Genomic DNA, 24779 nt, shown 5'->3' with positions numbered 1-24779 from the left:
GTCACACCCGTTCCCATGCCGAACACGGAAGTTAAGCTCTTCAGCGCCAATGGTAGTTGGGGGATTCCCCCTGTGAGAGTAGGACATCGCCAGGCTTATCATTCCGCAGTAGCTCAGTGGTAGAGCTATCGGCTGTTAACCGATCGGTCGCAGGTTCGAATCCTGCCTGCGGAGCCATATTGCTTCCATAGCTCAGCAGGTAGAGCACTTCCATGGTAAGGAAGAGGTCACCGGTTCGAGCCCGGTTGGAAGCTTAATCATTTTTATAGGGGAATTTTTAATTGGCCCGTTGGTCAAGCGGTTAAGACACCGCCCTTTCACGGCGGTAACACGGGTTCGAATCCCGTACGGGTCACCACTAACATAATGGAGGATTAGCTCAGCTGGGAGAGCACCTGCCTTACAAGCAGGGGGTCGGCGGTTCGATCCCGTCATCCTCCACCATTTTACCAGTGCAGCTCAACTGGTTTTGTCAGCAATTTAAGTAACAATCACGCCGGTGTAGCTCAACTGGTAGAGCAACTGACTTGTAATCAGTAGGTTGGGGGTTCAAGTCCTCTTGCCGGCATCATTTTCATAGTGGAGGGGTAGCGAAGTGGCTAAACGCGGCGGACTGTAAATCCGCTCCTTCGGGTTCGGCAGTTCGAATCTGCCCCCCTCCACCACTTATATTTTGAATAAAATTAGCGAAACTGGACATCTTAACTAATGTCCCTTTTTATTTTCACTATTGGGCTATAGCCAAGCGGTAAGGCAACGGACTTTGACTCCGTCATGCGTTGGTTCGAATCCAGCTAGCCCAGCCATTTAGTGAGCCATTAGCTCAGTTGGTAGAGCATCTGACTTTTAATCAGAGGGTCGAAGGTTCGAGTCCTTCATGGCTCACCATTTAATAAAGTTTTTCTCACAAGCCTAAAAGGAAGCTGTGAGTTTTTCTGTATCTAGTATATTTCGGGGCCTTAGCTCAGCTGGGAGAGCGCCTGCTTTGCACGCAGGAGGTCAGCGGTTCGATCCCGCTAGGCTCCACCATACATATGTACACATTCGCCTTAAACTAATGTTTAAGGTTTTTTTATTTTCCTAAAAAATTCTCTCATCTAAGCTTCTAATTCTTCCTCATTGGCTTGACAATTGTAATGCCTGTGACACCTCATAATGATGTACCTAGAAAATATGGTGATTTTAGCGTATCTTCTTTAGATATATCTGATATGTGTGCTTTTCTTATTTTCCAACTAATCCCTATACTTAACTATATTCATAATATTCTCTCTAAACCGCTATAATAGCGCATATATATACACAATTCTGTCCAGTTGAGTCAATGAAGGGATTATGGATACAATAGAGATAGAACAGGGTAAGGAGGATGAATTATGAATAAAAATATTTCGATCATTGGTGTTCCAATGGATTTAGGACAAATGCGCAGAGGCGTAGATATGGGTCCAAGTGCGATTCGCTATGCGGGTGTAGTCGAAAGATTGGAAAATTTAGGATATAGAATTAACGATCTTGGAAACATAGAAATTGCACAACCGGAAAGAGTACATACTTCACCAGATACAAATTTACGAAATTTGAAAGCGGTTGCTGAAGGAAATACAAAGCTTTCTCAAAAGGTAGATGAAGTAATCGAGAGTGGTGATTTTCCATTAATCTTTGGAGGAGATCACAGTATCGCTATCGGTACTTTAGCTGGTGTTTCTAAACATTATGAAAATCTTGGCGTTATTTGGTATGATGCTCACGGAGATTTGAATACAGGTGAGACATCACCATCAGGAAATATACATGGAATGCCACTTGCCGTTAGTCTTGGAATTGGTCATGAGAATTTAACGACCATTGGTGGTTTCGCTCCGAAAATTAAACCAGAGAACATTGTTATTATTGGAGCTCGTTCACTTGATGAAGGTGAAAGAGAGCTTATTAAAGAAAAAGGTATCAAGGTTTATACAATGCATGAGGTAGATCGCCTTGGTATGACGAACGTAATTGAAGATGCTGTAAGCTATTTAAAGGATAGAACAGATGGTGTTCATCTATCATTGGACCTGGATGGATTAGATCCTAGTGATGCTCCAGGAGTGGGTACACCGGTCATTGGTGGTATTAGCTATCGTGAGAGTCATCTTGCGATGGAAATGTTAGAGGAGTCTGGATTAATTACATCTGCAGAGTTTGTGGAAGTGAACCCGATATTAGATGAGAAAAATAAAACTGCTTCTGTAGCAGTTGCATTAATGGGTTCTCTTTTTGGAGAAAAGCTTCTATAATTAACGAAAGAATAAAAGAAAGCAGCTAACAAAGCTGCTTTCTTTTATTCTTTTGATATTACATGTTGAAATTGATTTAAAAGCCTGTCCAATTCATTACTGACCTCGACTACTTTTGCATTGGCGAAAGAGGATTGTAATGCCAGTATTATCATTCTAGTTCGACATTCCTCAATGCGATTCAGAAGATCATAAGCCACATCAATTCCTCGTTTCCTGTGATTTTAGTTCTTTTATACCCTTTTTCAAAAAAATGTAAACATATATATGAAAAAATTTGTTAGGATAGTAATGATGAAAAAAAAATGAAACCTTTTTTGCTATACATACGTATACAAGTATAGCCGCATGGAGCGGAGGTAAAAAAATAATGGATGCCATCGTAAATAAAAGGATAAAGCAAGTAATTAAAGGCGATCAAAGTGCGTTTGCAGAAATTGTAGAGATTTATAAAGACAAAGTTTTTCAAATCTGTTTTCGAATGCTTGGGAATCGTCATGAGGCAGAAGATATTTCACAGGAAGCTTTTATAAGGGCTTATGTAAATATTGAAACCTTTAATCAAAACAGAAAATTTTCAACGTGGTTATATCGGATCGCGACAAATTTATGTATTGACCGTATTCGAAAAAAGAAACCAGACTATTATTTAGATGCAGAGGTTTCGGGTACAGAAGGATTGACGATGTACTCACAAGTAGCAGCAGATGTACAGCTTCCTGAAGATAAAGTCGAAGAAATGGAATTGCAAGAAAGTATTCAGCTTGAAATTTCAAAGCTTCCAGATAAATATCGTTCTGTCATTGTGCTAAAGTATATTGAAGAGTTATCCCTTCAAGAAATAAGTGAAATATTAGACTTACCTCTAGGGACAGTAAAAACAAGAATACACAGAGGGCGAGAAGCTCTTAGGAAACAATTGCGTACAATGTAGAGAGGGTGAGGTGTAATTGTGAATACATGTCCTAATGAAATCATTGATTATATGCATGAATACCTAGATGAAGAAATCTCTCATGAACACGAACAAGTTTTAAAAGAACATTTGCATACTTGTGAAGAATGTCAGAAGCATTTCCATGAATTAAAAAGAACAATTGCGCTCGTTCAGAGCACTTCCCATATACAAGCTCCAAATCATTTTACTAGTAATGTAATGGCGAGGCTGCCAAAAGAAAAGAAAAAGGTTGGGGTTAATAGATGGCTCCGCCAGCACCCAATGTTATCGGCAGCATCTTTATTTCTAGTAATGATGGTTGGTACACTATTTAGTTCTTGGAACCAAAGTGAGGAGTTTTCATTCACTAAGAAACCTGAGCTTGTTGTTGAGAATCATACAGTTATCGTACCTAAAGGAGAAGTCATTAAAGGTGATATAACGGTAAAAAATGGTGATATTCGTGTTGAAGGAAAAGTTCAGGGGGATATTACCATCATTAATGGAAATCAATATCGTGCCTCTGCAGGTAAGGTAACAGGTGATATTGAGGAGATTGATGCAGCATTTGAATGGCTCTGGTACAAGATTAAAGGATCATTCCAAGATGTGGTAAACTGGGGGGATTCGCAACCGGCTACAGAATAATATATGATATAAGGGAGACTACAATAAAGAAATGGTTTCATTCACTTGGCAAGCAAATTAGTAGTGAAACTATTTACTTTATTTGGTCACCCTTTCTTTTTTCTTATACTTGTGAACATGTGGTATAATAATAAAGTTAAATATAAGATGTAGCCAGCTTTACGGCTTACGCTTTCGATTAACTTATTGGAGGATGTAATATGCCGTTTTTAGACGTATATTCTGATTATACCGTACTGAATTATGTTGCAGATGTTGTTGATATACTTCTAGTATGGTTTGTGATCTATAAGATCATTATGTTGATTAAAGGAACAAAAGCTGTACAATTATTAAAAGGTATTTTCGTTATTTTAATTGTACGTGGTATTAGTAGTATCTTTGGGTTGGATACACTTGGATGGATCATGGAGCAGGCCATTACATGGGGTTTCTTGGCAATTATGATCATCTTCCAGCCTGAATTAAGACGTGCCCTTGAGCAGCTTGGAAGGGGGCGACTGTTCTCTAGAAGTGGTATTCAGGAAGAGGAAGAACAAGTACAAATGATCGAGTCCATTACCAAAGCGGTTAGTTATATGGCAAAGCGTAGAATTGGTGCTTTGTTATCCATTGAGAGAGAAACAGGGTTAAGTGACTACATAGAAACCGGTATTCCAATGGATTCAAAAATTTCATCAGAACTACTGATCAATATTTTCATACCAAACACTCCTCTACATGATGGAGCTGTTATTCTTCAGAAAAGAAAGATTGCTGCAGCAGCGTGTTACCTCCCATTGTCAGAAAGTCCGTTTATTTCGAAAGAATTAGGGACTAGGCATAGAGCCGCCTTAGGGGTCAGTGAAGTAACGGATAGTATTACAATTGTTGTATCTGAAGAAACAGGTAATATTTCTTTCACAAATAATGGAGAGCTTCATCGTAATTTATCTCTTGAGCACTTTAAGGATCTATTAACAAAGGAATTGATAAGTGATAAAGAGGGGACTTCCTCAACTAAATGGAGTTGGAGGGGGAAAAGAGCAAATGGATAAATTTATGGAAAGTCGTTGGTTTATGAGGATCGTCGGGTTGACTCTTGCGCTGCTATTGTATACATCTGTTACATTTGATGAAACAAATTTACAAAAAAATGCGAGTGATAACCCAACTGAGGATGTAAACACGATCCAAAATGTTCCATTAGAAGCTTTTTATGACTCTAAAAACCTCGTAGTCAGCGGTTTGCCAGAGAGCGTCGACCTTATTGTTGAAGGCCCAAAAAGTATTGTGCAAACGGAGAAAGCGAGCCAAAACTTTACCGTATTTGTAGATTTAAATGATTTATCGATCGGTAAACATCGAGTTAAAGTCAAAGTGAATAATATCTCGGAAAAGCTAGAAGTGAAAATTAACCCTGAGTATGTCAATGTTTCAATCCAAGAACGAGTTTCAGACGAATTTACGGTTGAACCAGAATTTAATGAAGCAATTCTTGCTGATGGATTCGAAGCGGAAGGGGTTTCGGTTGAGCCTAGAACAGTTAAGATTACGGGTGCAAAAGATGTTATTGACCAGATCGCATTTGTAAAAGCAACTTTAGATATAGACAGTGTGATTAATGAAAACATTACACGAAAAGCAAAAGTACAAGTTCTTGATCGAGAGTTAAATAAACTGGATGTTGTGATTGAGCCTGATGTGGTAGACGTAACGGTATCTGTAGTGAACCCAAGCAAAGAAGTCCCTGTGGTCATTCAACAAAAAGGGAAGCTTCCAGACGGTCTTGAATTGGAATCAATCACAGTTGAGCCTAAACTGGCGACAATCTTTGGGCGGGATTCCGTTTTAGAGGAAATAAAGGAAGTAGCGGCTGAACTCGACCTGAGCAAAGTGAAAGAAGATAAATCATTTGAACTACCAATAAAGCTCAAAGATGGGTTAAACAAAATTACTCCAGAGGTTGTAGACGTAAAAGTAAATGTGAAGAAGCTTGAAGACAAACCCGAGGAAGAAACGGTTGAAAAACCTGAAGAAACCCCCGTAGAACAGACAATCTCTGAGGTCCCTATAGAACTGCAAGGTACCGATGAAGAGTTTGAATACAGTATTTTAGAACCTGAAGAAGGGCTCATTGAGATTTTATTAACAGGATATAAAGAAGATATTGACCCGATTACTAGAGATGATTTTACGTTAATAGCGGATCTTTCGGGGCTTCCTCCCGGGGAACATGAACTGGATATCGAAGCAGCTGGCCCCGAAAAAGTGGATTGGGAGCTATCCCAAAAAACGCTAAAGGTAGAAATTAAAGAAAAAACTTCAGCCTAATGAAATGAAGCAATTTAAGGAGCGATTAGAATGGGTAAGTATTTTGGTACAGACGGAGTAAGAGGTGTAGCTAATACAGAACTAACTCCTGAACTAGCTTTTAAACTAGGTCGTTTAGGCGGGTATGTATTAACGAAGGATACAGAGCGTCCGAAGATCATTATCGGTCGTGATACACGTATCTCAGGTCATATGTTAGAAGGTGCCTTAGTGGCTGGATTATTATCAATTGGAGCAGAAGTAATGAGGCTAGGCGTCATTTCTACTCCAGGGGTTGCCTACCTAACGAAAGTATTAGGTGCTCAAGCAGGAGTCATGATTTCCGCTTCACATAACCCTGTAGGGGATAATGGAATTAAATTCTTCGGCCCAGACGGATTTAAATTATCCGACGACCAAGAGAATGAAATTGAAGAACTATTAGATCAAGAGCAAGATACACTACCACGCCCAACAGGTGCCGATTTAGGACAAGTGAGTGACTACTTTGAAGGCGGACAAAAGTACCTTCAATTCTTGAAACAAACGGTAGACGAAGATTTCGATGGCTTACATATTGCGTTAGATTGTGCACACGGAGCAACATCTGCATTAGCAACACACCTGTTTGCTGATTTAGACGGTGATCTTTCCACAATGGGAGCATCTCCAGACGGTTTGAATATTAATGAAGGTGTTGGTTCTACTCACCCTGAAGCATTAGCTGCAATGGTGAAGGAAAGAGGGGCAGATGTAGGATTAGCTTTTGATGGCGATGGCGACCGTCTAATCGCGATTGATGAAAACGGGGAAATCGTTGATGGCGACCAAATCATGTTTATTTGTGCAAAACATCTTAAATCTGAAGGCCGTCTGAAACAGTCTACGGTGGTCTCGACTGTTATGAGTAATCTGGGCTTCCATAAAGGCCTAGAGGAAAGTGATATTAAGAGCATTCAAACAGCAGTAGGAGATCGCTATGTTGTAGAGGAAATGAAGAAGAATAACTACAACCTGGGTGGGGAACAATCCGGTCATATTATCTTCTTAGATTATAATACGACAGGAGACGGACTTTTAACCGGAATTCAGTTGGTTAATATTATGAAGCTTACAGGGAAACCACTTTCTGAACTGGCTTCAGAAATGAAGAAATATCCACAAAAGCTTGTAAATATCCGAGTAACTGATAAGCATCATGTGACAGACAATGAAAAAGTCAAAGCGGTTATTGAAAAAGTTGAAGCAGATATGAATGGAAATGGTCGAATTCTTGTTAGACCTTCTGGAACGGAGCCTCTTGTCCGTGTAATGGCTGAAGCTTCTACTGAAGAACTGTGTTCACAGTATGTAGATGAAATTGCTGAAGTTGTTCAACAAGAAATGGGCCTAGCAGAATAGAAAAATGATGCACAGGTGGAAACGTTTTTCCCACCTGTGCATAGTTTAAATTATATACTGTTATGTCATCACTTTGCTAAAACATAACAGGAGTATAACAATTTAGTGTTAATCTACTTTTTTATTGACGAAATAAAAGATTTTAGTGTATGATTATCGTGTTTTGGTTCCCGTTTACGGGAATTTTTTATTCAAAGACAAAAAGGTGGGTAGTAGTGTTCAAAAAATAAAGCGCCAGGGCTAAGCCTAGTATAGAAAAAAACTGGGTTTAGTTGACGAGGAGGAGGTTTATCGAGGATTCGGCGGATACCTCCCGGTTGAAAGCACAACCGTTCAATTTCTTTCTTAAAACATTAAGGCAACTTAATGTACAAAGGAAAGAAAATGCTATCTATTAAAATGACATTCAGAGATAAGGGGGCAAGGTGTCCCCCGGATTTCTTGCCCCCTTGTTCATTCGGGGAGGAAGAATCATTATGTGTGGTATTGTAGGATATATTGGAACTTTAGATACAAAAGAAATCTTATTAAAAGGCTTAGAGAAGCTTGAATATAGAGGTTACGACTCTGCAGGAATTGCGGTTCAAAATGATGAAGGAATTCATGTCTTTAAAGAAAAAGGACGTATTGCCGACTTACGTAAAGCTGTCGATGACAATGTGCTTGGCCATACAGGAATCGGACATACTCGTTGGGCTACCCATGGTGCACCAAGTCATGTAAATGCCCATCCTCATCAAAGCACTTCTGGTCGTTTTACGATTGTTCATAATGGAGTTATTGAAAACTATTTACAAATCAAACGTGAATATTTGCAGGATGTAAACTTTAAGAGTGATACGGATACGGAGATCATCGTTCAGCTTATTGAAAAGCTAGTGAATGATGGAAATCTAGTAGAAGAGGCGTTTCGCCAAGCGCTTAAACTCCTTAAAGGTTCATATGCGATAGCTCTATTGGATACAGAAAACGATGAAACGATTTTTGTAGCGAAGAACAAAAGCCCTTTACTTGTTGGATTAGGAGAAGATTTCAATGTTGTTGCAAGTGATGCAATGGCAATGCTGCAAGTAACGGACCAATATGTAGAGTTAATGGATAAAGAAACCGTCATCGTAACAAAAGAAAAAGTAACAATCAAGAATCTTGATGGTGAAGTAGTGACACGTGATCCTTACACAGCTGAATTAGATGCAAGTGATATCGAAAAAGGAACATACCCTCACTACATGCTAAAAGAAATCGATGAGCAGCCACTAGTAACACGTAAAATTATCCAAGCGTATCAAAACGATAACAATGAGTTAACGATTGATGCCGACATTATTCAATCGGTTAATGATACAGATCGTATTTATATCATTGCTTGTGGTACTAGTTACCATGCAGGTCTTGTTGGAAAGCAATTCATCGAGAATATGGCAGGTATTCCAGTAGAAGTTCATGTTGCAAGTGAGTTCAGCTATAACATGCCACTTCTTTCTGAAAAACCATTATTTATCTTTATCTCTCAAAGTGGAGAAACGGCTGACAGTCGCTCAGTTCTCGTTCAAGTAAAAGAGCTTGGTCATCGTTCATTAACGATTACAAACGTTCAAGGTTCAACCCTTTCACGTGAAGCGGATTACACATTACTGTTGCACGCAGGTCCAGAAATTGCCGTTGCTTCAACGAAAGCATATACTGCTCAATTAGCAGTTCTAGCAATCTTTGCAAATGTAACAGCTGCTTCGAAAGGGAAAGAGCTTGGCTTTGACCTAGTTCAAGAGCTTGGAATTGTAGCCACAAGTATGGAAGCCCTTTGCGATTCAAAAGAAGGGTTTGAAGACATTGCACGTGAATATTTAGCAACGACACGCAACTGTTTCTTCATCGGACGCTCTCTTGATTACTATGTAGGCTTAGAAGGAGCTCTTAAACTAAAAGAGATCTCTTACATTCAAGCAGAAGGCTTCGCTGGAGGAGAATTAAAGCATGGCACGATTGCTTTAATTGAAGAAGGTACACCAGTCGTTGCATTAGCAACACAAGAAAGTGTCAACCTAAGCATTCGTGGAAACGTGAAGGAAGTTGCAGCTCGTGGAGCTAACCCTTGCATCATTTCCATGAAAGGTCTTGAAGAAGAAGACGATCGTTTCGTACTTCCAGAAGTAAACGAAATGTTAACACCTCTTATCTCTGTTATCCCGCTACAACTGATTTCCTACTACGCAGCTTTACACCGCGATTGTGATGTAGATAAGCCGCGTAACTTGGCTAAGTCAGTTACGGTTGAGTAATTTGTTGGAATGGATGTTGTAGTTGTTGATTGACAACAAAGTAGGATACTAATTTGAAAATGATGCTCAACAACATTCATAAAATTTGATCAAGTAAGACTCAATCCAATTTCAGGATTGGGTCTTTTTTTGATAAGGATCATTATTTCTAAATTTATGAATACTTAAGTTAAAAAAATTAAAAATTGATTGTGAAAGAATGTAATTAAAGCAACGGGGCAGGTTAGTGAAGCAAGAAAAACAAAAACCATTCTATATTGAATGATTTTTATTTTTATCATAATTTGGTGATGTACTAGAGTGTGTTAAAATGCGATCTAATACTATTTCAGTAAATGGCATAAAGTAATTAAGTATTACCCCTCCTAAACAAACGGTTAATAAAGTTCCAACGCCAATAGGTCCATTGAATATTAATGCTATTAACAAGAATACAAAATAAATGAATGTTCTTGAAAACAGTATAGATGTTCTCGTTAATTCTTGGATGATTAAAGTTAAACGGTCAATTGGAATGGGTGCAAAGTTTGTGTGTAAATAAATTGCCGTTCCTAATCCTATAACAACTAAGCCAGTAGCAAAACAAATAACCTTGCTGGACCATAGTTCAGGAGTTATCAAATCTGTCAATAAAAAAAGCCACATATCAATACAAATACCTGTTATAAATGCTGTTAACAACCCCAAAACTTCTAGTCTTTGTCTTTTTAAAAATGAATTACAACATATCAATATTAAAGCTATTATTATTTCCCAACTTCCCACTGTAAGCCCTACATTTATGGACAATCCTACCAAAAGTGCATCAAAAGGTGAAGTCCCAAGGTCTGATTGTATAGTGAATGAAATACCAAGGGTTAAGATTAAAATTCCTAATACATAAAAAACATATTTCACATTTACTCGACCTCTTCATCGTTATTTTTATTGCAAATGCAACAAACATGAGATACATTTAATATATGCCATAATTTTTGCATTTACAACAATTATTTTTACAAAGGAGTTAATTATGAAAGAGATTCTTCGTGAAATTGGAATGATAGCAAGGGCTTTAGATTCCATAAGTAATATCGAATTTAAAGAATATGATCTTACAAAAGGGCAGTATTTGTACCTTGTGCGAATATGTGAAAACCCAGGAATCATTCAAGAAAAGCTAGCTGAGATGATAAAAGTAGATCGAACAACAGCAGCACGAGCTATAAAGAAACTTGAAATAAATGGATTTATTGAAAAGAAAGATGATGAACATAACCGAAAAATTAAAAAACTTTTTCCAACAGAGAAAGGGAAAAATGTTTATCCATTCATAAAAAGAGAAAATGATCATTCTAATAAGGTTGCATTAGAGGGGTTTTCTGAAGTGGAAGTAGAGACCATTTTTAATCTTCTTCAAAGAGTAAGGGAAAATGTAGAAGTCGATTGGGAATTCGTTAAGAAAGGAAACAAGAGAAGGTATTAATTATAAAAAAAGGAGCGATATATATAAATGATAAATTTTAAAAAATGCACCATTGAAGAACTAAGCATACTTCTAGAAATCAGTTATGAAACATTTTATGAAACATTTAAGGATCAAAACTCACCCGAAAATATGAATGCCTATTTGGAAAAGGCCTTTAACTTAAAACAACTAGAAAATGAATTAACCCATGTTTCTTCGCAATTCTTTTTTGTTTATCTTAATAATGAAGTTGCTGGATATTTAAAGGTCAATACCAATGATGCTCAGTCTGAAGAAATGGGTGATGAATCACTTGAAATTGAGAGGATTTATATAAAGAACAAATTTCAAAAACACGGGCTTGGTAAATATCTGCTAAATAAAGCTATTGAAATTGCGATGGAACGTAATAAACAGAAAATCTGGCTAGGTGTATGGGAGAAAAATGAAAATGCTTTTGCTTTTTATAAAAAAATGGGGTTTGTTCAAACTGGAGCCCACTCTTTTTATATGGGTGATGAAGAACAAATTGACTTTATAATGGCCAAAACACTGATATAACTTTAGGAAAGGCGGATTATGATGTATATTCCTAAATACTTTAAGGTCACAAATGTAGATGAAATTTGGGATTTTGTTCAAAAAAACTCTTTTGGCACGATTGTCCCACAGAACGAGGGAAATCAATTGCCACTCATTTGCCCTTGGGGTTAAATAAAAAAGGTGATGATTACTATATTACTGGGCATATGGCTAATGGAAATCCTCAGTGGAGATGTTCTTTATTATGTTTCAGGGACCGGATGCTTATGTCTCTTCTTCCTGGTATTCGCACGTTATTTGTCGCTTCTAATAAGAAATCCCCAAATTATTAAAATTAGAGGGATTTGTTATTAGAAGCTTAAAGTTGTTTTATTTTTTTTTAAACTTGCAATAATAAATTATTGGAATTAATATACTTAAAAGAAAATTCGCAACCATTAAAATGAAGTCTTTATTACTGATAACAAGATTATATTGATCAACTATATACCCTAATGATATAGCACTTATTATACTTACAACAATTCCAAATAAGGAGATAATTAGAACCAAAAAGAGACTAATTGATTTTTCTCTAGTGAGTATCATATACAGAAAGGTAATTGTTAAAAATAAGGTTATTGTGATCAACACGGGAAAATAATAATTAAAACTATCCAATACAAACACCTCTACGCTTATGATCGTGGTTGATTTTATCATATTAATATAAACCGCTATTTTGTCATATAATTTCTAAATTCTATGGATTTTTTATTTTGAATCGTGTCAAAATGACAACTATATCTATCTCTTTGACCATTTATATTTTTCCACATTGAATTTCTTAAATAGAAACTCTTATGTTCACCCCATACAACCATCTCCTTGACTTTTTATCCTGCGACTTTATTAAATAACATAAAATTGTTAACGTCAATATTATTTTGGTTAACTAATTATTCTTTTGGTAATATTCGAAATAAGTTATTTCAATTTAATTACAAATATTATAATATTATCCATGTTGCGCAACAACAAACAAATGAGGAGAATTATAGTATGAGTATTTTAAAGAAATCTAGCTTGGTATCTTTAGGATTGGTAATGATGCTTGGATTAAATCAAGCGCAATTTGCAAGTGCAGAAACAAACACACCTTCAGTAGAGGTAACTACTGAGGATGGAAATAAGATCGGGATTGGAACACCAATAATTAAATCTGAATCCACAAAATTGTTACTATTTAATGGGTTAAATTCAGAAAGTTTAAATCTTAAACATGAGGAAATTAAAGAAAATAATAGCATAAAACAATCTATTACAATTAATCCAACTCTTAGTGGTACAACCATTGAAATTCCATTTGAATTCCACAATGGAGAATACCTGATTCTTAACCAGGGTGAAGAAGGTAAAACAAATGGTACAGGAAATATTTACAACGAGTATCATGAGTCTATTGGAGTAATTTCTACACGAGTTGTTGAGCATCAAGATAAAGTAAATTTAAATGCGAAAATTAAAGACGGTGATCGTTTAGAATTAAATGTTGAGACAAAAAATAATGTTACAGAACCTGTTGAGATTCAATTAATAGCAAGCGCAACATATTATTCAACCTACTTTTCTGGTTTCTCATGGATAACTAGAAGTGGTGTAAAATCTCTTAGTCTACAACCTACTTCTTATTTGAGATACCCACCTGACCAAGGTGAAGCAGCCGCAAGAGCCATTGATGCTTGGGACAAAGTATATGCAGTTCATAGTGGTAGTTCAAATTGGTATAACACAGGTGGTATGGAAGATCAGTTTCTTTGCCATGCTAGCTTTGCCAGGACAAAGAGTAGTTGGAATTTAGAACCATCGAGGCCAAATGTGAGCTATGCCCAAACGGTTGCTAAGGCTTGTAATCCTTAAAATTAATTAATATTTATAAAAGTTGGGCATAAGCTAAAATAAACGGTACTTTTCCTGTAAAATGGTAAAGTGGCGTGTTCATTATTTCTAAGCCTATTACCCCTAGGATATGTGTTTTTGTAAAAAAGATTGATAAATTATCGTCACAATTGCGGAATAAGTGAAGACATTATATAAATCATTTAGCTGACTTAAAGGGAGGACCTTGAGTCAGCTTTTTTTTATATACATGTTAAACAATAGTTAAACCAATACTATCTTTTGAGGTGAAGAATATGTATAAACTGTTATCTCATAATGATCTCGATGGAGTGGGCTGCGGTATTTTAGCAAAACTTTCTTTTGGTGAGCAGGTCAAAGTACGCTACAACTCTATTTCAGGTCTTAATCGTGAAGTGGAATGGTTTTTAGAAAATGATGGTAAGGATACTTTCTTATTTATTACAGATTTGTCCGTAAGTGATGAAAATGAAAAAAGACTGGAAGAACTCTTTCAAGCAGGAGGAAAGCTTAAGTTAATTGATCACCATAAAACGGCTCTCCATTATAATGATTATAAGTGGGGGCACGTTGTGGTGGAGGGTGAGGAAGGGAAGTTAACTTCAGCTACTTCCTTATTATATGAATACCTCACTTCTCATCAACTAATGGAGGCATCAGACGCAACAGCGGAATTTGTTGAACTCGTAAGACAATACGATACGTGGGAGTGGGAGAAAAATGAAAACCACCATGCACAGCGACTGAATGCCTTATTCTTTCTTCTTTCAATAGATGAATTTGAAGAAAAAATGATTTCCCGGCTGCAAACGAGTGATCATTTCCACTTTGATGAATTTGAAACAAAAATCCTTGATATGGAAGAAAATAAAATTGACAGATATATTCGCAGGAAAAGAAGGGAGCTCGTTCAAACAGAGGTTGGGGGACTTTTTGCGGGTGTGGTTTATGCGGAATCGTATCACTCAGAACTCGGGAATGAACTCGGTAAAGAAAACCCGCACCTAGATTATATAGCCATATTAAATATTGGCGGCAAACGAATGGGATTTCGAACAATCCACGATCATATTGATGTGTCTGAAGTTGCTGCACAATTCGGTGGCGGGGGACATGCAAAAGCATCCGGCTGCACCTTAACAGAAGATGCCTATAAGCAATTCGTAATTAATACCTTTCATCTGGAACCGTTACCAGAAGATGCGAAAAGAAATCGATATAATGTAAAAGAATCCACTTTTGGTATCATGTATAAAAACAGAAGGGACGAGATCTATCTTATCTATCCTTTAGAAAATGGAGAATGGGGGATTGAAAAAAATAAAACAATAACGGAACAGACCCATCCAAGTTTTGAAGAAGCAGAAAAGTACTTAAAAAGAAAATATTCAGCATGGCTTGTAAAAGATGATATTTTCGTAAGATACTTAATGGAAGAAGTAAAAAAGGCTAAATAATCAAACTTTGTTTCAAAGCAACAGGATGTTGTCTCTATCTAAAATCAACGTTTCTAATCCGAAGGTTTTTTTCGGTACTTTTCCGGCAGACCTTCGGGTTTTTTATCAATATTGGGGGGAAATCAGTCAAGAACTAGCAACTGTTGCTTAATGGGAAATCTACCAAGTTAACGGAAAAGCGTAAATAATATGTTCCTATTCAAAATAAGATAGGTACTTTTTAATCTCTTTTATCCATTATTTAGGGAAGTTAGACTTCGTCTCACGGATGTTGGTCTTTGGGTTGTTGTAAAAGGTCCGCTGGCAAAGTGTTGGTTACTCTAAATGCTTAGGTGGAGGTATAACATGTTCATTCCTATCTACCTCTGAAAAAATAGAATGATTATCTGCTGTATCTTTGGTGATATCTGGGGGTTGTTGACCCGCAGGAAATTTATGATGAATATAATCTAATATAACCTTAATATCTTCTTTAGTGGCGTATTGGGCAAAATCTTTTAGCACATACCCTAATTGTCCACTAGGTTCGATGGTTGCTGTTTTCACATCGCTAATTTTAGAGATGCTATCTTGACGTAACCGCATTTCTAATTGGACAATGGTGATGCGTAATTTTTTTAGATTCTTTTCAATGATTTCACCATTCTCTATAACATCTATTCCTTTTCCGGTTATGAAAGTTTCGAACCTATCAAATTTGATCTGCAAGCTTTCTATTATGATTAAGACAAATATTAGCAATAATACGATTAAAAAGGTTATCCAGATGTTTTTTTCGGTTACTGGCTGAATGATTAAATTTCCTATAGATATCATGAGGACTGTTTGTGCAACTGTCAGCTGAGAAATGGATTTCCTTCCAGCTAATCGCAAAATAAGAAACCCAACAATCACAATAAGTATTGCTTTCCAAATCCAATCTAAATCCAAAACGAGTGCCTCCTAATGTAATTTCCTACTAACTGGCGTAACAAATAATTGACAATTTATTCAAATGGAAGCATGTAGAACTTATTCTTCCTTCTATCTAAGGATGGAAATGGTGGAATTCAGATAAAATTGTTCGTTTTATTAAGAAAAAAGTGAAACAAGTTAATTTTGATTGCCGAATTTATTTGTGTAGGTGCTTTTTTCTAAAAAAATGATCTCGGCGCAAGAATTGAACAACGATGGACTGTTTCAGCAGTCATTTTAGCTTCGTCTATAATCAATTAAAGGTCAGGTTTGTTCAATAAGAAGATACTCTGCTTCCTATACAGAGCAGGAGAATTGATCTCAGCTAATTAAGGAAGATCCTCTCCCCCAATTCATCAAATGCGTGCTTAAAGTCAAATGCAAAAGGATCTGGTCCATGTTGAATATAAAAGTCGTATCTCTTGAAAGCCTCCTTCCATGAAACATCCGTTACCTTTTCTGTCCACCACACCACATAATTAGGTTGTCTCTCTTGAAGAGATTCAAACCACTTGTTCCTTTCCCGTAAAGCTTGCATATGTTGACCCGAATAGGTAAAACGATATAGAGATTGAAGGCTCTTCCATACTGTTAGTGTGAGAATAGGAGACCCCTCTCCTCTGACCGCTTTCTCAGGGAAAAGTACTCTATTAGGTGAAAATTCTTTTATTAGATATCCAGTTTTAGCAGCCTGTCGAATTACTTCATTTCCCACTTCAAAAAACTCACGAGAGGCAGGATGTTCATTTGGATGTTTTAACCTACCAACCGTATAAATCGCAACAAAAGCCAAAATAATCCCTCCATTTACACTTTTCACCTATATATTCTAGAATGACTGGACTTATTCCTAGTTGAACTATATATCTTTTCATTATGGTGAGAGAATTAGATGCTTTTCTGTGTTGAACCTTTATTTAGTAGAAAAATCTCTTTTTAAACACTAGATAAAAAAATGAGGTGCAATAATGGATTATTACAAAGAACATAGAAACTTTGAGGACACAGTCCTTTAATATTACCAGGTCGGTTGTTAACAAAGTGAATCTAGTATTGAGACCAATTTTATATATTCCATTAATGGGCGCATTCCGGAATAAGGATCTGAGCCTACTTGCATGAAATTGGCTATATTGTGGAATAACAGCAGGGATTTGAAATAAACGAAAAGAAACATTATCGAAAATCGAGCAATCCCCTTGAATAAAAACCATGTGTAATGATTTGAGCATTTCTATAGGATATTACTTGCATGCTCTTATGATCACATGTATAATAACTTCCCCAATAGAATAAGGAGGATGTTGTGATGGCGGAATGGATAAGTATTGAGCAGGCGAACGAACACAATTTAAAAGATGTTAGTGTGAAGATCCCAAAACGTAAATTGACAGTGATAACGGGTGTTTCTGGATCAGGCAAGTCTACACTCGCACATGATATTCTTTTTAATGAGTCACAACGACAATATCTAGAGGCAATGGGTATGCAAGGCATAGAGAAACCAAATGTTGCACATATTAGTGGTGCTTCTCCTGCTATAAGTTTAAAGCAGCAAGAAACGTCATCTAATCCTCGTTCGACAGTAGGGACTAAGACAGCCATGTATACGAGTTTACGAATGATTTATGAGAAGCTTGGTATCCGCTCATGTCCAAACTGTAAGAAAAAAGTTAACCCCATTCAGGCCATTGAAGAAACAGAACATGTAGATGGCGATTTTACTGTTTTTCAAATTTGTCCTCATTGTGAGCACAAGTATAAAAAATTCACACGAAGCCACTTTTCTTACAACACAATCGAAGGTGCTTGTCAAAAATGTAAAGGCATCGGTAAGGTCATCCAAATTAATGTAAACTCCTTATTGAATATGGAATTGTCAATTGAAAATGGTGCGATTGCATTATGGAAAGGCCGCTACCTAGAGTATCAACTTGATAATATCAAAAGTACAATGAATTATTACAATGAGCCACTTGAACCAAACACCCCTCTTAAAAATTTTAATGAATTACAATATGCTTTACTTTGCTATGGTACAAGCAGTAAAGAAGTTCGAAAGCTTACGGATAAGAAAGAGCCGAAAACAGTTGGTGATGGTAAATTCGAAGGTGTTATGACAAACCTTTGGCGTAAATATCAAGAAAAAAGTGGAGATATGGGGAAAGAATCTATCTTTTTCTATAGTGATACATGTCCTGACTGTAATGGCACGAAACTAACCGAACAAAGTCGCAGTGTTAAAGTGATGGATCGTTCCATCACAGAAATCTCAACGTTAGATTTAGATCAATTGTTAGATTGGGTCCATGATTGTAGCTTGAACTTAACGGAGGAGGAAAAATCGGCAGTTGAGGTCTATATTCGTGATATAGAAACAAAACTTAAACGTATAAAACGTCTAGGTCTCGGTTATCTCACTTTAGAACGTGGGACAAACACTTTATCTGGCGGTGAAAGTCAACGTATTCGATTATCTGCCATCTTAGATTCAGATTTAACAGATGTTGTTTATATTATCGACGAACCAACAGCGAGTCTTCATGCTAAAGACACTGAAGGGATCATCGATATTATGAAAAAACTAAGAGATAAAGGCAATACCGTTCTTGTGATTGAACATAATACAGATGTTATGAGAGAAGCTGATTATTTAATTGAGATTGGACCAAAAGCTGGCCGATACGGTGGCGAACTAATTGGTACTGGTACATTAGGAGACCTTAAAAATAATGTGAAATCCCTAATTAAAGACTATATATCAAACAGAAGTCAACCTAAACAAAACGTTAGACAATCAGGAAAAACACCTATTCAGATTCAAGACGCCACGCGTCATAATCTTGCTTCTGTAAGTGTAACCATTCCTACTGAATCCCTTGTAAGTGTAACGGGTGTCTCAGGGTCAGGTAAATCTTCACTAATATTTGATGTCGTAGGAGAAGAAGCTAACAATGTTTCAGGATTAGACCAATTTGAAGAAATCATAACAATTAATCAAACAAGTATTACAAAAATGAAACGCTCAAATGTTGCTACATATACCAATGTATTTACAGACATTCGAAATCTTTTTGCCAAACTCGAGGATAGTAAAGTACAAGGTCTTACATCTAAACACTTCTCATTCAATACAAATGGTGGACGTTGCGAGACATGTGAAGGACTTGGCTATGTTATGAGTAACATGTTATTTTTTAATGATATAGAAGTTGTCTGTCCAACGTGTAGAGGTAAACGTTTCAAAGAAAACATCCTCAATATCACGTACAATGACCATAATATAAATGACTGCTTAGAGTGTTCAGTTGAAGAAGCATTAGATATTTTCAATAACGAATCAAAAATCCACAAAATCCTCAAATTATTAACTGAAATCGGATTAGGTTATTTAAAACTTGGTCAATCACTTACTACCTTATCCGGTGGTGAAGGTCAACGATTAAAGTTATCAACTTCCTTAATGAAGAAAAATAAACAAAAAAGTCTGTTCTTACTAGACGAACCTTCAACAGGTCTACATCCTTATGACATTCAATACTTGTTAGAATTATTCAACCGTTTAATCGATAAAGGTAATTCAATAATCATGGTCGAACATAACATTCATATGATCAATATGAGTGATTGGATTATTGATTTAGGTCCAGAAGGTGGTGTCAAAGGAGGACAAATTATTGCAAAAGGAACACCAAGTGACATCAGGGCGAATCAATCATCTGTGACAGGACAATATTTATAATTTACAAGCTCACGAAATACAAATACACTTATAATATATTTTTTCCGAACTACTAATCAGAGCTATCAAATGGATAACAAGCCGATTTTTGAAAGAGACATTGAGGAAAATATTTATAGCGATTATTGTGAAATCTGTGTACCTATAAAATTAAAAGGGTGCTTATCCTGAAAAAGGTTTAAGCAATGATCTTCAACAAAAAGGCGCGTTTTCTCTAACAAGAAATGCGTCTGTTTTCATCTAAGGACCCTTTAATGGGGAAGGCTTATTGAACTAAAGTCATCAGGTGGATAAAGGCTTGATAATCAATGGAGTAAATGAAGCTACTTGTTATAGAACAACAAACAGCTTCATTATTCTGTAAGTTTAATTCAATAGTGCTTTTAAGGATTTCCTTTTCCAGAAAAAATGGTGATAAGTTGAATAAGCCAGGAAATTGACTATGAAAGCAATGGGGTATGCTAGCCATACTCCATTGATCTCAAGTATGGTGAAAAGTGATAAGTCGTAAAAACTAATGTAACTCCAACAACTTCCTTTACTTTTGCGATATTTCCACCACCGTAAGATTGCCCAACTAGAATCGAGCTTCCAAAGCCAATGCCGATTATAAATGATATTAGGAAAAAGAATAATGGAAAAAGGCAGAAATAGCTGTCAAAGAATCCACTCCAAGTTTGCCCGACTACAATAATTCCAAGCACTTGACCTAATGATTTTAAGACACTGGCGAAAAACACAGGGATGAGAAAAGCAATCATAGGTTTAGCTATGTGCAAAGCATAAGTAGATTTATTCATTGAACCTTAACTCCTGTAAACTTATGAACGGGATTTTCTCTTGTTATATCCTCGTTCCCCATACGGTTGAAGGTGTTCTAACCACTTATTCTCTAGTTCCGACAACGCTTCTTTTTCGTTAAAATATGGGTCGTCTTTCTTTTTGAGTGTTTCTATTACGTCTATACTGAAAGCGTCTTTTCCAAATTGGCTCCATTCTTCTTGAAGCGCTTTGTTGCTATGTGTACCTGCTTCTAGACTAAATTTTACCCCGTTTAACGTTTTGAAATTTCTTGTACTTCCGATAAAAATCTTTTCATTTTTTGAATTTTTAATTTGATAAATACCCGCTTTGATTGGTACTTCTTTATATAGCTGTTTTAGTTCCTTTTTTCGATCCATTTGGATTCACTCACTTTCTTTCGTTATTTTTTCAGCCAATATTGACTTCCATCTGACTTTCGATCTAAAAAGCCGTATTCGATTAAATATCTTCTAATCATGACATAATCATCAAACATTTCGTTTAAAAGCTGATTAATTTCTTTTTCAGTATAGATGACATCACTTTCGAATCGTTTTATGATTTCCCGAAGAACAATCAGTCGTTGTTTTTCTTTCGGAGGAAATTTCTTTAATCGACCACTTAATCCTTCAGGTAAAAACTTCTTAATGATTTCTTGTTGCTCCTCTTTCGTAACAGCGTATCGATCATCGACCATTTTGGCTGTTTTATGAGGAGAGATAAAGGCTGGCGCATACTCATCCTTTTCTTTTAATAGTTCCATAATCGCCAAAAAGATCCTAGCTTGACGTTCCTTCTCCTTTAACGCAAAACGGTGATGCCTTATCGTAGAGGTACTTCCAATGCCGGTTTCTTTCTGGACATCTTTATCGCTTTTTCCTTGATAAAAGAGGCGAAGGAGATGATTCTGATGGTCGGTAAGACCTGTAAGTTTCTTATCAAGTCCGATTAAGTATTCAAATACTGATTGATGGGTGTTTTCGATATGAATACGCATGTATCTTTCAGCTTCATAAAAAATATTCTCATGAGGGTAAATAATACCTTTTTCAAATTTCTCACCACATAACAGGCATATATAAGATTCTTTTTCCTGAATATATCCCTGTTTCAATTCAGCCAATGAGGCATTCCAAAAAATATCTGATTTCTCCATTATATAAACACATCCAATAAAAGTTTATTTAGTATCAAACATAGGTTTCGGAAGTTTGGTTAATAACAAACATTTTAATATAGCGTTTGCTTGTTGTCAATGAATGAACAAACGTTATTTTAATATGTTTACTTAAAAGCAAACAAAATTCAAATGTTGTTAGTTATATGGAATTTCTAATAAAAAAGTGGATTTTTCTTAATTTAATAGTTCAACTACTTTTATTGGGGTTTTGCAAAAATAGTAGACAACACTCTCCTATAGACTATTCCAAACTTTGTCATTGGTCTTTATACTATCAGTAGGGGGGGACTTAGATGATCGAGGGGAGAATTTTAAAATATTACAGAGAAAAAAAGGGATACACACAGCAACAGCTTGCAGAAGGGGTTTGTTCAGTCACGCATTTAAGTAAAATTGAGCGTGGCTTAACAGAATATTCAAAAGAGATTACGACCATTCTTTCTAAAAAATTAAATATAAATATTCAAGATGAAGTAAGGAATTTCAAAAGCCTTGAAAGTGAATTTCAAGAATGGAAACAGGCAATTGTGATGTTAGATACTGAAGCTATGAATGAAAAAAAAGCAGCACTAGATGATAACGAATTAAAGGAAATTCCTGACTTTCATGTACAATATTCACTTCTTTTAGCCCGTCATTATCTCGTTCATTATGAAATTGAAAAATGTCAACAAATAGTAGAAAAGATTAATAAACTAGGTATCAATTTCTCCCCGTATGAGAGAAACCTTTTTAGGCATGTTAAGGGAATCTATTATTTCAGTAACGGGAGCTACAAAAAATCCATTGAAGTCCTAAAGGAAATTGATTCTAGTTACTCTAGCGAAGAATATTACTACCATTTGGCTATTTCCTATCATGCTGTCTATGACAACATTTTAGCTTTCTACTATGCTCAGAAAGCTCTACGTTATTTTCAAGAAACATTAAATTTTACTCGGATACTAGATACAGAAACGCTGATCATCCTTAAACTGAATGCCCAATCACAATATAGCCTAGAAGCGACTCGTTACTATTATTCTAACTTAATTCAATCGGCTAAAAAGATTCAATCTGTAGATCGATTAACCAAGCTTTATTATAATTTCGGGCAAGAGCTTTATAGAAGAAAACATTATGAAGAAGCAAAAGATTATGTTGAGGCAGGCTTGACCTTAATGACAGAAGAGTCTTTCTATTATTTAATCATGTTAGATTTATATATTTCGATTTGTTATAAAGGAAATTTAAAATCGAAAGAAAGCCTATTGTCCAATGCCAAAAGCGGACTACAAATTGCCAAAAAACGAAATGACTCAATTTCTCTATTATTTAACCTACATGTATTATTATTGAAAGGGAAGGAAGATGCCTATTATGAGTATGTTGAAAATGAGGTACTTCCTCATTTCAATAAGACTGGAAACGAGGTTTTAATCCAACATTATGAGGTTAAGCTATTTCGGTATTACATAAAATCCGAACAAAACGAAAAGGCATTGGCTCTCGCTAAAAAGAAAATGCTTGCTGAGGTAAGCTATTTAGAAATGGATTAGTAGCGTGTACTTCTGATTTTATAAAAACCAAGAATAACACCCACCTCGGCAAGCACATAATCCCTTTGCTTACTTTGTAAACTCCTTTAGCTGTATCATCACATCCGCTTAAGTGCATCCTTTGCGACATGATCAGGGTTAGGCTGATTAGCTAAAAGTTTCTGAATTGGTTTGATGGCCGTCTCAACGCTGACGATTCTCATCATAACATCGCGAAGTACAGCAAGGGGGCGGCTCCGGTGGAACATGAGTCCAGCCAGTCGACGGGAGGTGTTCTGGGCGGCCTCGACCCGGGGACGTTGAGCCTTCTCATAAGCTTGCAGTAGCGAGACGACAGTGTCCCGCTGTGCGTGACGCAGGATACGAGTGAGTACCCATGCCGATTCCATCGCCATTCCGGCACCTATGCCTGCCGTTGGTAAGAATCCTGCGGCGGCGTCACCAAGTAATACAGTGCGTCCGATAGCCCATGTGGGGGTCCGGCAGTCCTTAAGTGACCAGTAGTAGGGTTCAGGGTCACTGGTGATGGCTTTCAAGGTGCTGTCCAGTCGTGGACTGGTCGAGGTAAGCTTACGACGTATGTCCTCAACGAAAGCGTTCGGTCCTACTTTAGTATCTACACGGGATCCGCCAAGGAAGACACCGAGTTCTCCTTTAACTGGGTAAATGCCGAGGAAGAAGCCGGCACCCCAGAGTTCCTCGCCTAGATCCATATGAATATCTTCGGGAGCCCAAACGACCCAGCCACCCCATTTGGTATCCACCACGTCAACCTTGGAGCCTCCAAGGACCAGGTTACGAGTGGTCGAGTGGATGCCGTCAGCAATGATGACAAGATCAAACTCGAGTTGACACGTCTCGCCAGCTGAATCGAAAGTCACAGTGGTCCCGCCCGAGGACTCATCTAGACCGGTGACTGTCGTATTGAAACTGACATTACAACCAGTGGATGTAAGGGTCTCAATTAGCTTGCCACGCGCAATCCCTCGATAGTCTCCGTAGCGATCTAGAATGCTAGACATCGAGTCAATGCGCAACATCCGTCCAGTATGGGCATGGAACCCGTACCGGTTAAGTGGGATACTGTTCTGTCGATAGTGTTCACGAACACCCAGGTCTTCGAGTGCCTGATCTACCATTGGCATCAATGCCAACATATAGCCGGGATGGCCCTCATCCTTATTCCGTTCGATTAGTACTGGATGCTGACCATCGCGGCGAAGCATCTGTGCAGCCGTGATACCTGCAACCCCCGCACCGATGATCAGTATCCTAATATTATCTTTACGGGCTTGCTCGTATTGTTGGTGGATAGTTGTTGCTTTCAGCATGTTACCCCTCCACTTCATTTCTATTATTTTGACCACCTTTGTGCTTCA

Annotated in this window: 21 protein-coding genes, 9 tRNA genes, 1 rRNA gene and 1 pseudogene; 24 read left to right on the top strand and 8 right to left on the bottom strand. The window is 37.0% G+C overall.

Features of this window, described 5'->3' with window-relative positions; translation table 11 throughout:
- From rrf to rocF, 11 genes are all read left to right on the top strand, one after another.
- Positions 1-95 (top strand): 5S ribosomal RNA (gene rrf, locus JOC86_RS23125); the annotation flags it as partial.
- 7 nt (positions 96-102) lie between these two features.
- Positions 103-177: transfer RNA gene (locus JOC86_RS23120), tRNA-Asn, on the top strand.
- A gap of 4 nt (positions 178-181) precedes the next feature.
- A tRNA-Thr gene (locus JOC86_RS23115) sits at positions 182-254 on the top strand.
- Positions 255-283: 29 nt separating this feature from the next.
- Positions 284-358, top strand: a tRNA-Glu gene (locus JOC86_RS23110).
- A gap of 10 nt (positions 359-368) precedes the next feature.
- A tRNA-Val gene (locus tag JOC86_RS23105) sits at positions 369-444 on the top strand.
- 51 nt (positions 445-495) lie between these two features.
- A tRNA-Thr gene (locus JOC86_RS23100) sits at positions 496-568 on the top strand.
- Positions 569-581: 13 nt separating this feature from the next.
- Positions 582-665 (top strand) — tRNA-Tyr (locus JOC86_RS23095).
- Between the two features lie 66 nt (positions 666-731).
- A tRNA-Gln gene (locus JOC86_RS23090) sits at positions 732-806 on the top strand.
- Between the two features lie 6 nt (positions 807-812).
- Positions 813-888 (top strand) — tRNA-Lys (locus tag JOC86_RS23085).
- 65 nt (positions 889-953) lie between these two features.
- Positions 954-1029 (top strand) — tRNA-Ala (locus tag JOC86_RS23080).
- Positions 1030-1376: 347 nt separating this feature from the next.
- Positions 1377-2279, top strand: a complete 903-nt coding sequence (rocF, locus tag JOC86_RS23075) for an arginase (RefSeq protein ID WP_205175636.1) — start codon at positions 1377-1379, stop codon at positions 2277-2279.
- 44 nt (positions 2280-2323) lie between these two features.
- On the opposite strand, the gene JOC86_RS23070 is transcribed toward rocF, so the two are convergent.
- Positions 2324-2479: an aspartyl-phosphate phosphatase Spo0E family protein gene (locus JOC86_RS23070; RefSeq protein WP_338021813.1), complete on the bottom strand. Its 156-nt coding sequence runs from the start codon at positions 2477-2479 to the stop codon at positions 2324-2326.
- 170 nt (positions 2480-2649) lie between these two features.
- Between JOC86_RS23070 and sigW the strand changes: the two genes are divergently transcribed.
- The 6 genes from sigW (at position 2650) to glmS (ending at position 9836) form a co-directional block, all read left to right on the top strand.
- Positions 2650-3213, top strand: a complete 564-nt coding sequence (sigW, locus tag JOC86_RS23065) for an RNA polymerase sigma factor SigW (RefSeq protein ID WP_205175632.1) — start codon at positions 2650-2652, stop codon at positions 3211-3213.
- 18 nt (positions 3214-3231) lie between these two features.
- Positions 3232-3864, top strand: coding sequence for an anti-sigma factor (locus JOC86_RS23060; protein WP_338021812.1), 633 nt, complete (start codon positions 3232-3234; stop codon positions 3862-3864).
- 200 nt (positions 3865-4064) lie between these two features.
- Positions 4065-4901, top strand: a complete 837-nt coding sequence (cdaA, locus tag JOC86_RS23055) for a diadenylate cyclase CdaA (RefSeq protein ID WP_205175630.1) — start codon at positions 4065-4067, stop codon at positions 4899-4901.
- The gene (locus JOC86_RS23050; protein WP_205175628.1) at positions 4894-6177 is read left to right on the top strand and encodes a CdaR family protein; all 1284 of its coding nucleotides are present in this window, start codon (positions 4894-4896) and stop codon (positions 6175-6177) included. The genes cdaA and JOC86_RS23050 overlap by 8 nt, the downstream gene beginning before the upstream one ends.
- 30 nt (positions 6178-6207) lie before the next feature.
- Positions 6208-7557, top strand: coding sequence for a phosphoglucosamine mutase (gene glmM / locus JOC86_RS23045; protein ID WP_205175626.1), 1350 nt, complete (start codon positions 6208-6210; stop codon positions 7555-7557).
- A 476-nt stretch (positions 7558-8033) separates the two neighbouring features.
- A complete protein-coding gene (glmS, locus tag JOC86_RS23040) occupies positions 8034-9836 on the top strand; it encodes a glutamine--fructose-6-phosphate transaminase (isomerizing) (protein WP_205175624.1) in 1803 nt (600 codons plus the stop codon).
- 252 nt (positions 9837-10088) lie between these two features.
- Here the strand turns inward: glmS and JOC86_RS23035 are convergent, their stop codons facing one another.
- Complete coding sequence (locus tag JOC86_RS23035) at positions 10089-10733, bottom strand: DUF6198 family protein (protein WP_205175622.1); 645 nt, start codon at positions 10731-10733, stop codon at positions 10089-10091.
- Between the two features lie 115 nt (positions 10734-10848).
- On the opposite strand from JOC86_RS23035, the gene JOC86_RS23030 reads away from it, so the two are divergent.
- The 5 genes and pseudogenes from JOC86_RS23030 (at position 10849) to JOC86_RS23010 (ending at position 15182) form a co-directional block, all read left to right on the top strand.
- A complete protein-coding gene (locus JOC86_RS23030; RefSeq protein ID WP_205175620.1) occupies positions 10849-11301 on the top strand; it encodes a MarR family winged helix-turn-helix transcriptional regulator in 453 nt (150 codons plus the stop codon).
- A 27-nt stretch (positions 11302-11328) separates the two neighbouring features.
- Positions 11329-11844 (top strand): spermidine/spermine N(1)-acetyltransferase, encoded by a 516-nt coding sequence (gene paiA / locus JOC86_RS23025; protein ID WP_205175618.1) that lies wholly within the window; start codon positions 11329-11331, stop codon positions 11842-11844.
- A 21-nt stretch (positions 11845-11865) separates the two neighbouring features.
- Positions 11866-12115 (top strand): annotated as a pseudogene (locus JOC86_RS23020) (FMN-binding negative transcriptional regulator); the annotation flags it as partial.
- Positions 12116-12867: 752 nt separating this feature from the next.
- A complete protein-coding gene (locus tag JOC86_RS23015; protein WP_205175615.1) occupies positions 12868-13725 on the top strand; it encodes a DUF2599 domain-containing protein in 858 nt (285 codons plus the stop codon).
- A 275-nt stretch (positions 13726-14000) separates the two neighbouring features.
- Positions 14001-15182 carry a DHH family phosphoesterase gene (locus JOC86_RS23010; RefSeq protein ID WP_205175613.1) on the top strand — a complete coding sequence of 394 codons (1182 nt, stop codon included), beginning with the start codon at positions 14001-14003 and terminating at the stop codon, positions 15180-15182.
- A 315-nt stretch (positions 15183-15497) separates the two neighbouring features.
- Here the strand turns inward: JOC86_RS23010 and JOC86_RS23005 are convergent, their stop codons facing one another.
- Complete coding sequence (locus JOC86_RS23005) at positions 15498-16112, bottom strand: DUF421 domain-containing protein (RefSeq protein WP_205175611.1); 615 nt, start codon at positions 16110-16112, stop codon at positions 15498-15500.
- 349 nt (positions 16113-16461) lie between these two features.
- Complete coding sequence (locus JOC86_RS23000; RefSeq protein ID WP_338021810.1) at positions 16462-16956, bottom strand: DUF3291 domain-containing protein; 495 nt, start codon at positions 16954-16956, stop codon at positions 16462-16464.
- Between the two features lie 489 nt (positions 16957-17445).
- Between JOC86_RS23000 and JOC86_RS22995 the strand changes: the two genes are divergently transcribed.
- Positions 17446-19878: an ATP-binding cassette domain-containing protein gene (locus JOC86_RS22995; protein WP_205175609.1), complete on the top strand. Its 2433-nt coding sequence runs from the start codon at positions 17446-17448 to the stop codon at positions 19876-19878.
- A 461-nt stretch (positions 19879-20339) separates the two neighbouring features.
- Here the strand turns inward: JOC86_RS22995 and JOC86_RS22990 are convergent, their stop codons facing one another.
- Genes JOC86_RS22990 through JOC86_RS22980 form a run of 3 tightly spaced genes read right to left on the bottom strand, consistent with a single transcriptional unit; the run spans position 20340 to position 21838 of the window.
- Complete coding sequence (locus JOC86_RS22990) at positions 20340-20678, bottom strand: MATE family efflux transporter (RefSeq protein ID WP_205175602.1); 339 nt, start codon at positions 20676-20678, stop codon at positions 20340-20342.
- Between the two features lie 21 nt (positions 20679-20699).
- The gene (locus tag JOC86_RS22985; protein WP_205175601.1) at positions 20700-21059 is read right to left on the bottom strand and encodes a GIY-YIG nuclease family protein; all 360 of its coding nucleotides are present in this window, start codon (positions 21057-21059) and stop codon (positions 20700-20702) included.
- A 23-nt stretch (positions 21060-21082) separates the two neighbouring features.
- Complete coding sequence (locus tag JOC86_RS22980; protein ID WP_205175599.1) at positions 21083-21838, bottom strand: DUF2087 domain-containing protein; 756 nt, start codon at positions 21836-21838, stop codon at positions 21083-21085.
- A 317-nt stretch (positions 21839-22155) separates the two neighbouring features.
- Here JOC86_RS22980 and JOC86_RS22975 point away from each other — a divergent pair, with 317 nt between their 5' ends.
- Complete coding sequence (locus JOC86_RS22975) at positions 22156-23400, top strand: helix-turn-helix domain-containing protein (protein ID WP_205175597.1); 1245 nt, start codon at positions 22156-22158, stop codon at positions 23398-23400.
- A gap of 98 nt (positions 23401-23498) precedes the next feature.
- On the opposite strand, the gene JOC86_RS22970 is transcribed toward JOC86_RS22975, so the two are convergent.
- Positions 23499-24731, bottom strand: a complete 1233-nt coding sequence (locus JOC86_RS22970; RefSeq protein WP_205175594.1) for an FAD-dependent oxidoreductase — start codon at positions 24729-24731, stop codon at positions 23499-23501.
- Positions 24732-24779 lie beyond the last annotated feature (48 nt).

Origin of the sequence: Rossellomorea pakistanensis (genome assembly GCF_016908495.1) — a bacterium.
GTDB classification, from domain to species: domain Bacteria; phylum Bacillota; class Bacilli; order Bacillales; family Bacillaceae_B; genus Rossellomorea; species Rossellomorea pakistanensis.
The sequence above is the reverse complement of the archived record's forward strand: the minus strand, read 5'-3'. Positions and strand labels throughout refer to the sequence as shown.

What these genes read in the sequence shown, in the direction of transcription:
- cdaA (WP_205175630.1), top strand. Translation starts at nt 4,065, where the DNA reads ATGCCGTTTTTAGACGTATATTCTGATTATACCGTACTGAATTATGTT.
- JOC86_RS23030 (WP_205175620.1), top strand. Translation starts at nt 10,849, where the DNA reads ATGAAAGAGATTCTTCGTGAAATTGGAATGATAGCAAGGGCTTTAGAT.
- JOC86_RS23015 (WP_205175615.1), top strand. Translation starts at nt 12,868, where the DNA reads ATGAGTATTTTAAAGAAATCTAGCTTGGTATCTTTAGGATTGGTAATG.
- JOC86_RS22970 (WP_205175594.1), bottom strand. Translation starts at nt 24,731, where the DNA reads ATGCTGAAAGCAACAACTATCCACCAACAATACGAGCAAGCCCGTAAA.
- sigW (WP_205175632.1), top strand. Translation starts at nt 2,650, where the DNA reads ATGGATGCCATCGTAAATAAAAGGATAAAGCAAGTAATTAAAGGCGAT.
- JOC86_RS23010 (WP_205175613.1), top strand. Translation starts at nt 14,001, where the DNA reads ATGTATAAACTGTTATCTCATAATGATCTCGATGGAGTGGGCTGCGGT.
- JOC86_RS22985 (WP_205175601.1), bottom strand. Translation starts at nt 21,059, where the DNA reads ATGGATCGAAAAAAGGAACTAAAACAGCTATATAAAGAAGTACCAATC.
- JOC86_RS23050 (WP_205175628.1), top strand. Translation starts at nt 4,894, where the DNA reads ATGGATAAATTTATGGAAAGTCGTTGGTTTATGAGGATCGTCGGGTTG.
- glmS (WP_205175624.1), top strand. Translation starts at nt 8,034, where the DNA reads ATGTGTGGTATTGTAGGATATATTGGAACTTTAGATACAAAAGAAATC.
- paiA (WP_205175618.1), top strand. Translation starts at nt 11,329, where the DNA reads ATGATAAATTTTAAAAAATGCACCATTGAAGAACTAAGCATACTTCTA.
- JOC86_RS22990 (WP_205175602.1), bottom strand. Translation starts at nt 20,678, where the DNA reads ATGAATAAATCTACTTATGCTTTGCACATAGCTAAACCTATGATTGCT.
- JOC86_RS22995 (WP_205175609.1), top strand. Translation starts at nt 17,446, where the DNA reads ATGGCGGAATGGATAAGTATTGAGCAGGCGAACGAACACAATTTAAAA.
- glmM (WP_205175626.1), top strand. Translation starts at nt 6,208, where the DNA reads ATGGGTAAGTATTTTGGTACAGACGGAGTAAGAGGTGTAGCTAATACA.
- JOC86_RS22975 (WP_205175597.1), top strand. Translation starts at nt 22,156, where the DNA reads ATGATCGAGGGGAGAATTTTAAAATATTACAGAGAAAAAAAGGGATAC.
- JOC86_RS22980 (WP_205175599.1), bottom strand. Translation starts at nt 21,838, where the DNA reads ATGGAGAAATCAGATATTTTTTGGAATGCCTCATTGGCTGAATTGAAA.
- rocF (WP_205175636.1), top strand. Translation starts at nt 1,377, where the DNA reads ATGAATAAAAATATTTCGATCATTGGTGTTCCAATGGATTTAGGACAA.